The organism is Amycolatopsis sp. NPDC004747 (assembly GCF_053601335.1).
Map to the genome: position 1 here is coordinate 1 of NZ_JBSGBQ010000058.1, position 13486 is coordinate 13486.

Consider the following 13486-nt stretch of genomic DNA (forward strand, 5'->3'; position numbering starts at 1 on the left):
GCCCGGTCCCATTCCGAACCCGGAAGCTAAGCCTGACAGCGCCGATGGTACTGCAACCGAAGGGTTGTGGGAGAGTAGGACACCGCCGAACTTACTTAAGGGAAGGCCCCGGTTGAGAACCTCACGGTTCTCCCGGGGCCTTTCTCCATTCCCACCCCTGGCCGTGTCGACCCCCCAATCACGCGTGCCGGCTCCCCAGTCACGCGAACCAACCCTCCGGGTACGCCGGCCGACCCTCCAGGAACACGAGTCGTCCATCCAGGTACGCGAGTCGTCCGCCTGGGTACGCGTGTCGTCCGCTCATGTGCGCGAGTTCCGTCGCCAATCACACTGGATCCGCCTCCGAACACGCGAGATCCGCGCCCAATCACGCGAATCCCGCCCCGGATCACGCCGGATCACGCAAGTCCCGCGCGGGCCGGCCGCCGTGATGCCCCGCCAATCACGCCCAATGCCCCTCCAAGCACGCATGATGCCTCCCGGATCACGCGCAAGACCTCATGCCGACCCCGGCCGCACCACCGGCCGCCCCCGCAGCGGGGACGACAACACCAGCGACGTGCTCGTCTCCCCGTACCGCTGCACCTTCTCCAGCAGCTCCTCCAGCTCCGCCGTATCCCGGCACAGCACCCGCAGGACCCAGCACTCCTCACCCGTCACGTGGTCCGCGGCCACCACCTGCGCCAACGGCAACACCGCCGCCCGGAAGCGAGGCGTGTCCAGGCTTCGGACCCGGGCCCGCACCAACGCCTCGATCGGCAGCCCCAGCTTCGTCGTGTCCACGCTCGCCGCGTACCCGGTGATCACTCCGCGTTCCTCGAGACGGCGCACTCGCTCCGTCACCGCCGAGCCGGACAGCGACACCCGGCGCCCGAGCTCCGAGAAACTCAACCGGCCGTCCGACTGCAGGAGCTCCAGCAGACGCCAGTCGACGTCGTCGAGGTGGTCCACCGCAGTTCTCCCGGGTTCGCAGGGCCGCAACAGGGAAATCCCCGGCCGTTCCGGGCTTCCACGCCGATTGTGCCCTGTCCCGAAACCCCCTGTGCCAGCAGGATTTACCCCATGACACGCGCGCTCGCCTTCCCCGCCGCGACACCGGACGCCGCCGCGAAGCACTTCGCGGCCGAACTCGCCTTCGAGGTCGATCCCGACGATCTCGTCCAGGACCTCGAAGCCGGCCGCACCGACGGCTACGTCGTCGTCGAGACGCGGGCGCCCGAAGCCTTCGCCCACGCCCGCATCCCCGGCGCCATCAACCTGCCGTACCGGGACATGACCGCGGAAAGCACGAGCCACCTCGACCGCGACCTCGTCTACGTCTGCTACTGCGAAAGCACCGTCTGCAACGCCGCCACCAAGGGCGCGCTCAAGCTCGCGCAGCTCGGCTTCAAGGTGAAACGGCTCTCCGGCGGCATCACCGCCTGGATCGCGGCCGGCTACCCGGTCGAAGGCGACAAAGCACCGGCGATCCGCTGCGCCTGCTGACCTACCCTGGACACCGTGACCCGAATCCTGATCATCCAGCCGGACACGTCGGACCCGCTGGGCCCCCTCGGCGACTGGCTGACCGAGGCCGGCGCGGAACTCGACGTCCGCCTGCCGCCGGAGCAAGACCTGCCCAAGCTCGACGGCTACCAGGCCGTCGTCTGCCTCGGTGGCGGCATGGCCGCCGAAGACGACGCCAAGCACCCCTGGCTCGCCGACGTCCGGCGGCTGCTGGCCAAGGCCGCGGCGAAGAACCTGCCCACCCTGGGCATCTGCCTCGGCGCGCAGCTGCTGGCCGTCGCGACCGGCGGCCGCGTCGAGGTCGGGGCCGACGGGCCCGAGGTCGGTCCGCACCTGGTCAACAAGAAGGACGCGGCCTGGACCGACCCGCTGTTCGCCGACCTGCCGCTCCTGCAGGACGTCCTCCAGTTCCACACCGACGCGATCACCCGGCTCCCGCCCGGCGCCGAGCTGCTTGCCTCCTCACCGCGCTACGCCCACCAGGCCTACCGGCTCGGGCGTTGTGTCTACGGTGTCCAGTTCCACATCGAGACGACGCCGTCCGTCGTCGAGAGCTGGGCCGCGGAATGCCCGGGGGAAGCCGAATTCGCCCGGCCCGGCTCGCTCGAGCACGACTCGCTCGTCACCGTGCACGCCGACATCGAGGAGACCTGGCGCCCGTTCGCGCAGCGGTTCGTCAAGCTGGCTGCCGGGGAGCTCGAACCCGCCGCCGGAAGTCAACGCACGTTACCGATGGCTTAACGACCGAAGTCACAACCAGCAACGTCCTGTTAACGCCAGGCGTACCCGTCAGGTACCTTGCGGGTGGAGTCCCCACAAGGGTGCGGAGGTCGGGTGCAGCCCTCGTTGCTGGTCGTGGTCGTCGTCGTCACGGCCCTCATTTTCGATTTCACGAACGGGTTCCACGACACCGCGAACTCGATGGCCACCTCGATCGCCACCGGGGCACTCAAGCCCCGGGTGGCGGTCGCGATCTCGGCGGTGCTGAACCTGGTCGGTGCGTTCCTGTCGGTCGAGGTCGCCAAGACGATCTCCAGTGGCCTGGTGGACGACACGAAGATCGGCCCGGCGGTCGTCTTCGGCGGGCTGATCGGCGCCATCGTCTGGAACCTCGTGACGTGGTTCGTCGGCCTGCCGTCGAGCTCGTCGCACGCCCTCTTCGGCGGCCTGATCGGCGCCACCTGGGTGTCGGCGGGCGCCGACTCCGTCCACTTCGGAAAGATCGTCGAGAAGGTGCTGGTCCCGGCCGCGGCCAGCCCGGTCATCGCCGGGCTCGTCGCGATGGCCGCGACCTACCTGGTCTACCGATTCCTGGTGCGCGGCCGCCCGGCCACGCGCGGGTTCAAGGTCGGCCAGATCGTCTCGGCGTCCCTGGTCTCGCTGGCGCACGGCACCAACGACGCGCAGAAGACGATGGGCGTCATCACGCTCACGCTCGTCACCGCGGGTAGCCTTCCGGCCGGCGCGTCGCCGCCCGTCTGGGTGATCGTCAGCGCCGCGTGCGCCCTGGCGCTCGGCACCTACCTCGGCGGCTGGCGCATCACCCACACCCTCGGCAAGGGCCTGACCGACATCGAAGGCCCGCAGGGCTTCGCCGCGCAGACGAGCTCCGCGCTGGTCATCCTGGTCTCGTCGCGGCTGGGCTTCCCGCTGTCGACGACGCACGTCTGCTCCGGCGGGATCGTCGGCTCCGGCGTCGGCCGCCGGGACGCGCCGGTCCGCTGGCGGATGGCGGGCCGGATGGTCATCGCCTGGCTGTTCACGCTCCCCGCGGCCGCGATCGTCGGCGCGATCTCCGGCAAGATCGCCTCGCTCGGCAACGCGGGCACCATCGCCGTGGGTGCCGTCGGTGCCGGGGTCGGCCTCGGCATCTACCTCCTCTCGCGCCGACACCCCATCACCGCGCACAGCTTCCAGGTGCCCGAGCCGACGCCCGCCGGGACCGAGCCGGGCCGGCTCGCCGCCTGAGCCGCCGCGCCGGGCTACGGTGGTCGGTGATGGCAGAACGCGCGCGAACGACCGCTTCGGCGGCGAGGTACGGCTTCACCGACGCCCGTGCCGAGGGGCAGTTGCGCGCGGCCGGCTGGTGGGCCGACGCCGGCCCGGTCGAGACGGCGGCCGACGTGCTCGCGGCGTTGTCCCGCACCGCCGACCCCGATCTCGCGCTGCGCGGCCTGGACCGGATCCGCGAGGCCGACGCCGCCGAGTGGACCGACCTCGAAGCGCAGCTCCGCACCCACCGCACCTTCCGCGGCCGGTTCCTCAGCGTGCTCGGGACGTCGAGTGCGCTCGCCGACTTCCTTGCCGCGAACCCGGAGCAGTGGCGTTCGCTCACCGGCGACAAGTGCACCGACTCCGCCTGCTACCGCGAGGCGTTGCGCACGGCTCTCCTGGACGACGACGGTTCGGTGGTCACCGGCCACAAGGCGGAGCACGCCCTCAAGATCGCCTACCGCGGGCAGCTGCTCGGCATCGCCGCCGCCGATCTCGGGCACGTCGTCGAGGCCGGGCTGGAGCACCCGGGCTACGCCGAGGTCGCGGCGCAGCTGACCGAGCTGGCGGAGGCCGCGCTGGCCGCCGGGCTCCTCGTCGCCGAGGCCGAAGCCCGTGCCTCGGCCGAAGGCACCCTGGCGATCATCGCGATGGGCAAGTGCGGGGGCCGGGAGCTCAACTACGTCAGCGACGTCGACGTCATCTTCGTCGGCGAAGGCGACCTCGGCCTCGCGACGCGGCTGGCGAGCACCATGATGCGCGTCGTCGGGAAGGCGTGTTTCGAGGTCGACGCGGCGCTGCGCCCCGAGGGCAAGGCGGGCGCGCTCGTCCGCACGGTGGACAGCCACCACGGCTACTACCAGAAGTGGGCCAAGACCTGGGAGTTCCAGGCGCTGCTCAAGGCGCGGCCGGTGGCGGGCGACGCCGAGCTCGGCCGCCAGTACGCCGAGATGGTGGCGCCGCTGGTGTGGTCGGCGGCCGACCGGGAGAACTTCGTCGCCGAGGTGCAGCAGATGCGCCGCCGCGTCGAGGGGCACGTGCCGTCCGAGCACGCCGAGCGCGAGCTGAAGCTGGGCCGCGGGGGCCTGCGTGACGTCGAGTTCGCGGTGCAGCTGCTGCAGCTCGTGCACGGCCGGGTCGACGCGAACCTGCGGTCACCGTCCACGATGGACGCCCTCGAAGCCCTCGGCGAGGGCGGGTACGTCGGCCGCCAGGACGCTGCCGAGCTCGGCGCGTCCTACGAATTCCTGCGGATGCTCGAGCACCGGCTGCAGCTGCGGCGGCTGCGCCGGACCCACCTGTTCCCGGCGCCGTCGGACACCGGCGAGCTGCGCGTCCTCGCCAGGGCGAGCGGGATCAAGGCGAGCGGCGGCAAGAGCCAGGGCGAGGCGCTGCTCGCGGAGTTCCGGCGGCACGGCAAGGGCATCCGGCGCCTGCACGAGAAGATCTTCTACCGGCCGCTGCTGCAGTCGGTGGCGAACGTGCCTGCCGAGGCGCTGCGCCTGACCACCAAGCAGGCCGCCAGCCGCCTGGCCGCGCTCGGCTACACCGCACCCGACGGCGCGCTCCAGCACATCAAGACGCTCACCGCGGGCGTCTCGCGGCGCGCGGCGATCCAGCAGGCGCTGCTGCCGGTGCTGCTCGACCTCTTCGCCGACACCCCGGATCCGGACGGCGGCCTGCTGTCGTACCGGAAGGTGTCCGAGGCGCTCGAGGAAACGCCGTGGTACCTGCGGGTGCTGCGCGACGAGGGCACGGTCGTGGAGAACCTGGCCTTCCTGCTGGGCACGTCCCGGCTGGTGCCCGACCTGCTGGTCCGCGCGCCGGAGGTGCTGCAGCTGCTCGGCGACCCGGCCCGGCTGCTGGGCCGCACGCCGGCCGAGGTCGCGAAGTCGCTGCGGGCCGCCGTCCGGCGTCAGCCCGGCTTGAACGCGGCCATCGCCGCCGCGCGATCGCTGCGGCGGCACGAACTCCTGCGCGTCGCCTGCGCCGACCTGCTCGGGCTGCTCGAGGTGCCGGCGGTCTGCGAAGCGCTGTCTTCGGTTTGGGCCGCGGTGCTGCAGGGTGCGCTGGCCGCGGCGTTCCGCCAGCGGCAGGCCGAACTCGGCCGGACGCCGGCGCACATCGCCGTCATCGGGATGGGCCGGCTCGGCGGCGCCGAACTCGGCTACGGCTCCGACGCGGACGTGCTCTTCGTGTGCGAGCCGTCCGAAGGCGTTTCCGACGCCGACGCCGTGAAGTTCGCTTCGTCGGTCGCGGAGACCGTCCGGAAGATGCTGGGCGCGCCGAGTTCGGACCCGGCGCTCGTCGTCGACGCCGACCTGCGGCCGGAGGGCCGCAGCGGGCCGCTGGTCCGGACACTGGAGTCCTACCGCGCCTACTACGCGCGGTGGGGCGAGGTGTGGGAGGCGCAGGCGCTGCTGCGGGCCCGCTTCATCGCGGGTGACGAGGACCTCGGCGAGCGCTTCATCGCGATGATCGACCCGATCCGCTACCCCGAAGGCGGCCTGGACGCGACGAAGGCGCGCGAGATCCGCCGCATCAAGGCCCGCGTCGAGACCGAGCGCATGCCCCGCGGCGCCGACGCGACACTGCACACGAAGCTCGGCCGCGGCGGCCTCGCCGACGTCGAGTGGACGGTGCAGCTGCTGCAGCTCCAGCACGCGTGCTCGGTCCCCGGGCTGCGGACGACGTCCACGCTCGACGCGCTGGCGTGCCTGCCGGAGGCGGGGCTGGCTTCGCAGCCCGAGGCGGACTCGCTGCGCGAGGCGTGGCTGCTGGCGACCCGGGTGCGCAACGCGGGGATGCTGGTGCGCGGCAAGGCGGTCGACCAGGTGCCGGGCTCGGGCCGCGACCTGGCCGCGGTGGCCCGCGTGCTCGGCCAGTCGGCGGGCGACGACCCGGGCGAGTTCCTCGACACGTACCGCCGCATCACCCGCCGGGCGCACGCGGTGGTCGAGCACCTGTTCTACGAGGCCTGACCTACAGTGGCCTGGTGACCGATCACGAACCGTTCCGGACCCGGATCAAGGTCCGGCACTACGAGCTGGACACCCTGGGCCACCTCAACCACGCCGTGTACCACTCGTACGGAGAGGTCTCCCGCCTGGAACTCCTCGAAGCGGCGGGCGCGCTGAAGGGGCTCCCGGGCCTGTCTTCGGTGCTCCTGGAGACGCACGTGGTGTTCCGCCGCGAGCTGCGCGCGGGCGACGAGGTCGACGTGACGTGCGAGGTCAAGTTCGGCAGCGGCAAGACGTTCAAGATGGATTCGAACGTCATCAAGCTGGACGGAACGCTGGCCGCGGAGATCACCTGCACGCTGGGCCTGATGGACCTCGAGCGCCGCAAGCTGGTGGCCGACCCCCGCGGCCGCTACGAGGCGGCGGGGGCGGACATGAAGCTGCTTTCTCCGTCCGAGTGAGACGAGAAACGCCGGTGGCGAGGGCTCTTCGCTCCTCGCCACCGGCGTGTCCATGGGCCGGACTGCTACCGGATCACACGTCGTAGTACAGGGCGAACTCGTACGGGTGCGGGCGCAGGCGCAGCGGGTCGATCTCGTTCTCGCGCTTGTACGAGATCCACGTCTCGATCACGTCCGGGGTGAACACGCCGCCCTCGAGGAGGTAGTCGTGGTCGGCTTCCAGTGTGTCGAGGACCGTGCCCAGGTCGCCCGGGACCAGCTTGACGTCCTTGGCCTCCTCGGGCGGGAGCTCGTAGAGGTCCTTGTCGATCGGCTCCGGCGGCTCGATCTTGTTCCGGATGCCGTCGAGGCCCGCCATCATCATCGCGGAGAACGCCAGGTACGGGTTGCCCGACGAGTCCGGGCAGCGGAACTCGGCGCGCTTGGCCTTCGGGTTGTTGCCCGTGATCGGGATGCGGACGCAGGCCGAGCGGTTGCGCTGCGAGTAGACCAGCGAAACCGGGGCCTCGAAGCCCGGGACCAGGCGGTGGTAGGAGTTCACCGTCGGGTTCGTGAAGGCCAGCAGGCTCGGGGCGTGCTTGAGCAGGCCGCCGATGTAGTGGCGCGCGGTGTCCGACAGGCCGGCGTAGCCCGACTCGTCGTGGAACAGCGGCTGGCCGTCCTTCCACAGCGACTGGTGGCAGTGCATGCCCGAGCCGTTGTCACCGGCCAGCGGCTTCGGCATGAACGTCGCCGTCTTGCCCGCCGCGAACACCGTGTTCTTCACGATGTACTTGAACAGCTGCAGGTCGTCCGCCGCGTGCAGCAGCGTGTTGAACTTGTAGTTGATCTCGGTCTGGCCGGCGGTGCCCACCTCGTGGTGCGCGCGCTCGATCTCGAAACCGGAACCCTGCAGGTTGCGGACGATGTCGTCGCGCAGGTCGGCGAAGTGGTCGACCGGCGGGACCGGGAAGTAGCCGCCCTTGAACTTCGTCTTGTAGCCCTGGTTGCCGCCCACCTCGTCGGCGCCGGTGTTCCACCAGCCCTCGATCGAGTCGATCTCGTGGAAGGAGGCGTGCTCGGCGGAGTCGAAGCGGACCGAGTCGAAGATGTAGAACTCGGCTTCGGGGCCGAAGTAGACGTTGTCGGCGACGCCGTACTCGGAGATGTACTGCTCGGCCTTGCGCGCGATGTTGCGCGGGTCGCGGCTGTACGCCTCACGGGTGAACGGGTCGTGCACGAAGAAGTTGAGGGCGAGGGTCTTCGCCTTGCGGAACGGGTCGATCCGCGCGGTCGCCGCGTCCGGCAGGAGCAGCATGTCGGACTCGTGGATGGACTGGAAGCCGCGCACCGAGGAGCCGTCGAACGCGAGACCTTCTTCGAAGACGTCTTCGGTGAAGGCCTTGGCGGGGACCGTGAAGTGCTGCATCACGCCGGGCAGGTCGCAGAACTGGACGTCGATGACTTCGACATCCTCATCGGCGATGAGGCGCTGGATGTCGTCTGGAGTAGTGGGCACCCTCGGTGACTCCTTCTCGTTCGAGCTCGTACGGCAGTGCTCTCTTCGGCTCACGCTAAAAGTGCGGTGTTGCCCGACCGTCACCCATATGTTTCGCCGGTGTTAACGGGTGGTCGATATCGGGTATCCGACCAGGTCGGATGTGGTCCGCGCCACCGGCATACCCTAGACGGGTGGCGAGATGGACCGGTGAATGGCTACCCGGCACCGGCGACGGTGGTCAGGGCACTGATCAACACGACTCGCGGTGGCCGGGCGAGAAGTTCGGTTTGCCCGAGTCGGGCGTCGGCTCGGCGGCGAGCGGGGGCGCGCGGCTGCTCGGGCTGATCGTCGACCTCGTCGTCGCGGCCCTGGTCACGGCGATCTTCCTGCACCCGAGCCTGCAGGACCCGGCGGCGATGCAGCAGTTCAACCTCTGGTCCGGCGGCGTGTGGGCGATCATCTCGGTGATCTCGGCCGGGTTCTTCGGCTTCACGCCCGGCATGGCCGTCGTCGGCATCCGCGTCGCGCGGCTCGACGGCGCCGCGCTGGTCGGTCCGCTGCGTGCGCTGGTCCGGGCCGCGCTGACGTTCGTGCTCATCCCGGCGGCGGTCCGCAACGCCGACGGCCGCAGCTGGCTGGACCGGCTGACCGGCACCGTGGTCATCCGGATGCGGTGATCCGCTCAAGACGCCCAAGAGAAAGGCCCCGTCCGGCATCCGGACGGGGCCTTTCCGCACGCGGGGTCAGCGGCGGCGGATCGTCCGCTGGACGTTGCGCATCTTCGCGCCGGCCGGCATCGGGCCCTTGGGCAGCGCCGCGCCGCGGTTGCCGAGGGCGGCCAGCTTCGCCTCGAGGGCGTCGACCTGGGCCGGCTTGAGGTTGCGGGGCAGCTTCATCAGGTAGCCCTGGAGCTTCTTCAGCGGGAGCTGGCCGTCTTCGTGACCGATCGTCACGTCGTAGATCGGCGTCTCGCCGATCAGCCGGGAGACGCGCTTCTTCTCCTGGGCGAGCAGGGTCTTCACGCGGTGCGGCGCGCCTTCGGCGACCAGCACGACGCCGGGGCCGCCGAGGACCCGGTGCACCGCGTCGAGCTGCGTGGTCGCCGCGACGGTCGGCGTCACCTTCCAGCGGCCGCGCAGGTTCTCCAGCGCCCACGCCGCGGCGCCGGGCTGGCCATCGGCCTTCGAGTAGACCGTCTTCTGGACGCGACGGCCGAAGATGATCATGGCGGCGAGCCCGCCGAGGATCAGGCCGAGCGGCAGCAGCACCCACTGGGCGTTGAAGAAGAACCCGATCCCGAACAGGACGCCGGCGACGACGACGATCGCCCCGACCATCCACGGGATGAGCCACGGGTCTTCCTTGCGCTGCATCTTGAAGGCTTCGAAGAGCTGGCCACGGCGGGCCTTGCTCGCCGCGCGCTTCTCCTTCTTGGCCTGCTTGGCCGCTTCCTTGTCCTGCTGTCCCGCCATATGACCAGGATACGGCCGCGTGCCCCTGCCCCGATTCCCCGTCCCCCTCTGCGAGGATGCGGGACGTGACCGGCGTACTTCCCCCCAAGAGTGTGACCCGTCTGCTGGATGGTCTCGACCCCGAGCAGCGCGCCGCCGCCGGCGCCCCACGGGGGCCGGTCTGCGTGCTCGCCGGAGCCGGCACCGGCAAGACCCGGACGATCACCCACCGGATCGCCCACCTCGTCCGGTCCGGGCACGTTTCCGCTGGTCAGGTGCTCGCCGTCACGTTCACGACGCGGGCGGCCGGTGAGATGCGGACGCGGCTGCGCGGGCTCGGCGTCGAAGCGGCGCAGGCGCTGACGTTCCACGCCGCCGCCCGCCGCCAGCTGCGTTACTTCTGGCCGCGCGTGGTCGGCGACCGGCCGTGGGACCTGCTGGACAACAAGCTGCGGTTCGTCGGCCAGGCCGCGAACCGGGCCAAGCTCGGGACCGAGGTCGAGGTCCTGCGCGACCTGGCGAGCGAGATCGAGTGGGCGAAGGCGTCGCTGATCAGCCCGGACGACTACCCGGCCGTCACCGCGCGCGCCCAGCGGGACATCCCGGCGCCGGCGGCGCAGGTCGCCCAGGTCTACCGGACCTACGAAGAGCTGAAGAACGCCGCGCAGGTGCTCGACTTCGACGACCTCCTGCTGCACACGACGGCGGTGCTCGAGGAGCACGGCACCGTCGCCGAGGAGTTCCGGGACCGCTACCGCTGTTTCGTCGTCGACGAGTACCAGGACGTCACGCCGCTGCAGCAGCGCCTGCTCGACGCGTGGCTCGGCGGCCGCGACGACCTGACCGTCGTCGGCGACGCCAACCAGACCATCTACTCCTTCGGCGGCGCGTCGCCGCGGCCGCTGCTGGAGTTCACACGGCGCTACCCGGAGGCCACCGTCGTGCGCCTGGAGCGCGACTACCGGTCGACGCCGGAGGTCGTCGCGCTGGCCAACCGGGTGATCGGCGCGGCGCGGGGCCGTCCGGCGGGCTCGCGGCTGAAGCTGATCGGCCAGCGGCCGTCGGGACCGGAGCCGCGGTTCGCCGAGTTCGACGACGAGGCGGTCGAGGCCGGGGCGGTCGCGCGCCGGGTGCGCGAGCTGCTCGACGGCGGTGTCCCGGCGAGCGAGATCGCGATCCTCTACCGGATCAACGCCCAGTCCGAGGCCTACGAGTCGGCGCTGGCCGACGCCGGCATCCCGTACCTGGTCCGCGGCGGCGAGCGGTTCTTCAACCGGACGGAGGTCCGGCAGGCGATGTCCGCGCTGCGGGTCGCGAGCGGCGACGGCAGCTCCGACCTGGTCACCACGGTGCGTTCGGTGCTCGCGCGGGTCGGCCTGACCGAGTCGCCGCCCGCCGGGGGCGCGGCGAAGGAGCGCTGGGACGCGCTCCTGGCGATCGTCGAGCTGGCCGAGGAGCTCGCCTCGACGGTCGAGGACGCGGACCTGCCGCGCTTCTGCGCCGAGCTCGACCAGCGCGCCGCGGCCCAGCACCCGCCGACGGTCGAGGGCGTGACGTTGGCGTCGCTGCACGCGGCGAAGGGCCTGGAGTGGGACGCGGTGTTCCTCGTCGGCCTGGCCGAGGGCACGATGCCGATCCTGCACGCAGGCGACGACGAAGCGGCGATCGAGGAGGAGCGGCGGCTGTTCTACGTCGGCGTCACGCGGGCCCGCGAGCACCTGTGGCTGTCCTGGGCGCTGGCCCGCACGCCGGGCGGGCGGCGCAACCGGCGGCGCAGCCGGTTCCTCTACGGCCTGGTCCCGGAGGACCACCCGGCCGCCCGCGTGGCGCGGTCCCAGCAGAAGCCGTCGACGCCGGTCAAGACGCGCTGCCGCGTCTGCGGCGGGCCGCTGCTGGAGACCATCGAGGTCAAGCTGGGCCGCTGCGGGCGATGCCCGTCCACAGTGGATGAGGACCTGCTGGAGCGGCTGAAGTCGTGGCGCGCCGACCGGGCCCGCGAGCTCAAGGTGCCGGCGTTCGTCGTCTTCACCGACGCGACGCTGATGGCCGTCGCCGAGCAGCGTCCGGCCGACGAGGCGGCGCTGGTGTCGATCTCCGGCATCGGCGCGACGAAGCTCGAGCGCTTCGGTGCGGAGGTCCTCGGCGTCGTCCGGGCGTCGACGGGGTCTTGACCGCGTCCGGACCATGATCGACGCGGCGAACCCGCTGCTCAGGGGCGATCTTCGTAACTTCGAGGATTTTCCCGTTAATTGAGTTGCACCGGTGTGGTGGAGAGCAATAACCTGCCAGTACCGAGCCCGAAGGGCTCGACTGGGGATCTACGGACAGCGCCGCTCGGCGGACGCGTGTGCAGAGTACAGAAGGAGGTGCCGGTGAAATGACCATCAACATGACGCTCACGAACCCGGGCACCCGTCTGTCCTGCGCCGCGGAAGTTGCGGCCGCTCAGCGCCCGGGCACCGGTGTGTCCGCGAGCGCTCACGAGATCCGTGGCATGCGACGCGTCGAGCGTCGTTGGGCCACCGGTGTCGTCGTCTTCGGGACGCAGGGCGTTCTCGCCGCGTACCCGCAGGCCGATCTGCCGACCATCAAGCAGTTCCGTGTTCCGTTGTCGATACGGGAGCGAAGTTCCTGACCTAGTCAGGACACGAGGCTCACGAAGGCCGCGGAACCGGAGAACCCGGATCCGCGGCCTTCGTGTTTTTGGCTGCACAACCCAAGAGGAACCAGCGTTGCCCAGCTCCAGCACTCAACCGAAAACCCGTACGACACAAGGAGGAACCACCATGTCTTCGGCCATCGCCTACACCTCGGGTGAGGCAATATTCGCCGACCTGCTCGACCCGATCACCGTCCCCGACGTCGCGCTGCCCTGCCGTTCGGGCGACGCGGACCTCTGGTTCGCGGAGTCCCCGGCCGAGCTCGAGCGCGCCAAGGCGCAGTGCGCGGACTGCCCGGTCCGCGAGGCCTGCCTGGCGGGCGCCCTGGCCCGTCGCGAGCCTTGGGGCGTTTGGGGCGGCGAGATCTTCGAGCGCGGCGCGGTGATCGCGCGCAAGCGGCCCCGTGGCCGCCCGCGCAAGAACGCGGCTGTCGAGCCCGCCGCCGCCAAGGCCGGCGGCGATCACCGGAGCGCCGCCGCATGAGCGTCGAACCGGTCACCACGAGGGATTACGAAGCCCACCCCCGCAGCGAAGAGCTGCAGCTGACGAAGACCGAGATCGAGGAGATCAGCGAGATGTTGCTTTACGAAGAACTGTCCAGGGCCCGAATACGGGACCTGGAGGAGGGGGTCCGCACCCAGCGGGCCCGAGGTAGCGTGCGTGCCGCGCGCCGCTGGACGCGAGTAGCCCGATGGGCTGCCCGGCGGGCGGAGCGGTACCAGGACCAGAGCTGAGCGCAGGCCCCTGCCGCCCGTTTGCGGGCGGTGGGGGCTTTCGCTTTGCGCTTTTGCGGGGTGTTACCCGAGGCGCGGTTGCGCGGTGGAGGCGCGCGCGATTGCCTTCGGCCGGATCAGCCGGGCGGGGGCGCGCTGCCGGTGGCCGTCGCGGTGCTTCCGTCGCGGACCAGAGCTGCTGGCCAGGTGCGCGTCGCGATCGCGCCGGCGCTTTGATGAGGTGGGGCCTCCTTCGGGTGGTC

The 13486-nt window shown here is 71.0% G+C and carries 13 protein-coding genes and 1 rRNA gene; 11 read left to right on the forward strand and 3 right to left on the reverse strand.

The annotated features are described in order from the left end of the window. A 5S ribosomal RNA gene (gene rrf / locus ACWEGE_RS45585) occupies nt 1-91 on the forward strand; the annotation flags it as partial. 407 nt (nt 92-498) lie between these two features. Here rrf and ACWEGE_RS45590 read toward each other — a convergent pair. Further along, a complete protein-coding gene (locus ACWEGE_RS45590; protein WP_449666758.1) occupies nt 499-951 on the reverse strand; it encodes an Lrp/AsnC family transcriptional regulator in 453 nt (150 codons plus the stop codon). Between the two features lie 111 nt (nt 952-1062). On the opposite strand from ACWEGE_RS45590, the gene ACWEGE_RS45595 reads away from it, so the two are divergent. From ACWEGE_RS45595 to ACWEGE_RS45615, 5 genes are all read left to right on the forward strand, one after another. Next, entirely contained in the window at nt 1063-1485 is a 423-nt protein-coding gene (locus tag ACWEGE_RS45595; RefSeq protein ID WP_449666759.1) for a rhodanese-like domain-containing protein, read from the forward strand. A 15-nt stretch (nt 1486-1500) separates the two neighbouring features. Continuing rightward, entirely contained in the window at nt 1501-2247 is a 747-nt protein-coding gene (locus ACWEGE_RS45600; RefSeq protein WP_449666760.1) for a type 1 glutamine amidotransferase, read from the forward strand. A 93-nt stretch (nt 2248-2340) separates the two neighbouring features. Then, complete coding sequence (locus ACWEGE_RS45605; protein ID WP_449666761.1) at nt 2341-3474, forward strand: anion permease; 1134 nt, start codon at nt 2341-2343, stop codon at nt 3472-3474. A gap of 29 nt (nt 3475-3503) precedes the next feature. Then, nucleotides 3504-6479, forward strand: coding sequence for a bifunctional [glutamine synthetase] adenylyltransferase/[glutamine synthetase]-adenylyl-L-tyrosine phosphorylase (locus ACWEGE_RS45610; protein WP_449666762.1), 2976 nt, complete (start codon nt 3504-3506; stop codon nt 6477-6479). 14 nt (nt 6480-6493) lie between these two features. Beyond that, the gene (locus tag ACWEGE_RS45615; RefSeq protein ID WP_449666763.1) at nt 6494-6919 is read left to right on the forward strand and encodes an acyl-CoA thioesterase; all 426 of its coding nucleotides are present in this window, start codon (nt 6494-6496) and stop codon (nt 6917-6919) included. A 73-nt stretch (nt 6920-6992) separates the two neighbouring features. On the opposite strand, the gene glnA is transcribed toward ACWEGE_RS45615, so the two are convergent. Further along, nucleotides 6993-8417 carry a type I glutamate--ammonia ligase gene (gene glnA / locus ACWEGE_RS45620; RefSeq protein WP_449666764.1) on the reverse strand — a complete coding sequence of 475 codons (1425 nt, stop codon included), beginning with the start codon at nt 8415-8417 and terminating at the stop codon, nt 6993-6995. A gap of 269 nt (nt 8418-8686) precedes the next feature. Here glnA and ACWEGE_RS45625 point away from each other — a divergent pair, with 269 nt between their 5' ends. Then, the gene (locus ACWEGE_RS45625) at nt 8687-9076 is read left to right on the forward strand and encodes an RDD family protein (RefSeq protein ID WP_449666783.1); all 390 of its coding nucleotides are present in this window, start codon (nt 8687-8689) and stop codon (nt 9074-9076) included. A 66-nt stretch (nt 9077-9142) separates the two neighbouring features. On the opposite strand, the gene ACWEGE_RS45630 is transcribed toward ACWEGE_RS45625, so the two are convergent. Next, nucleotides 9143-9871, reverse strand: coding sequence for a DUF4191 domain-containing protein (locus ACWEGE_RS45630; RefSeq protein WP_449666765.1), 729 nt, complete (start codon nt 9869-9871; stop codon nt 9143-9145). A gap of 56 nt (nt 9872-9927) precedes the next feature. On the opposite strand from ACWEGE_RS45630, the gene ACWEGE_RS45635 reads away from it, so the two are divergent. From ACWEGE_RS45635 to ACWEGE_RS45650, 4 genes are all read left to right on the forward strand, one after another. Beyond that, nucleotides 9928-12021, forward strand: coding sequence for an ATP-dependent DNA helicase UvrD2 (locus tag ACWEGE_RS45635; protein WP_449666766.1), 2094 nt, complete (start codon nt 9928-9930; stop codon nt 12019-12021). Between the two features lie 206 nt (nt 12022-12227). Beyond that, nucleotides 12228-12485: a hypothetical protein gene (locus tag ACWEGE_RS45640; RefSeq protein WP_449666767.1), complete on the forward strand. Its 258-nt coding sequence runs from the start codon at nt 12228-12230 to the stop codon at nt 12483-12485. A 151-nt stretch (nt 12486-12636) separates the two neighbouring features. Beyond that, nucleotides 12637-12993, forward strand: coding sequence for a WhiB family transcriptional regulator (locus ACWEGE_RS45645; RefSeq protein WP_449666768.1), 357 nt, complete (start codon nt 12637-12639; stop codon nt 12991-12993). Continuing rightward, nucleotides 12990-13244, forward strand: coding sequence for a hypothetical protein (locus tag ACWEGE_RS45650; protein WP_449666769.1), 255 nt, complete (start codon nt 12990-12992; stop codon nt 13242-13244). Before ACWEGE_RS45645 ends, ACWEGE_RS45650 begins: the two co-directional genes overlap by 4 nt. Nucleotides 13245-13486: the final 242 nt, after the last annotated feature.

Bases quoted from the DNA above. Each gene is read 5' to 3' on its own strand.
- ACWEGE_RS45595 (WP_449666759.1), top strand. From the start codon at position 1,063: ATGACACGCGCGCTCGCCTTCCCCGCCGCGACACCGGACGCCGCCGCG.
- ACWEGE_RS45610 (WP_449666762.1), top strand. From the start codon at position 3,504: ATGGCAGAACGCGCGCGAACGACCGCTTCGGCGGCGAGGTACGGCTTC.
- ACWEGE_RS45630 (WP_449666765.1), bottom strand. From the start codon at position 9,871: ATGGCGGGACAGCAGGACAAGGAAGCGGCCAAGCAGGCCAAGAAGGAG.
- ACWEGE_RS45635 (WP_449666766.1), top strand. From the start codon at position 9,928: ATGCGGGACGTGACCGGCGTACTTCCCCCCAAGAGTGTGACCCGTCTG.
- ACWEGE_RS45640 (WP_449666767.1), top strand. From the start codon at position 12,228: ATGACCATCAACATGACGCTCACGAACCCGGGCACCCGTCTGTCCTGC.
- ACWEGE_RS45645 (WP_449666768.1), top strand. From the start codon at position 12,637: ATGTCTTCGGCCATCGCCTACACCTCGGGTGAGGCAATATTCGCCGAC.
- ACWEGE_RS45650 (WP_449666769.1), top strand. From the start codon at position 12,990: ATGAGCGTCGAACCGGTCACCACGAGGGATTACGAAGCCCACCCCCGC.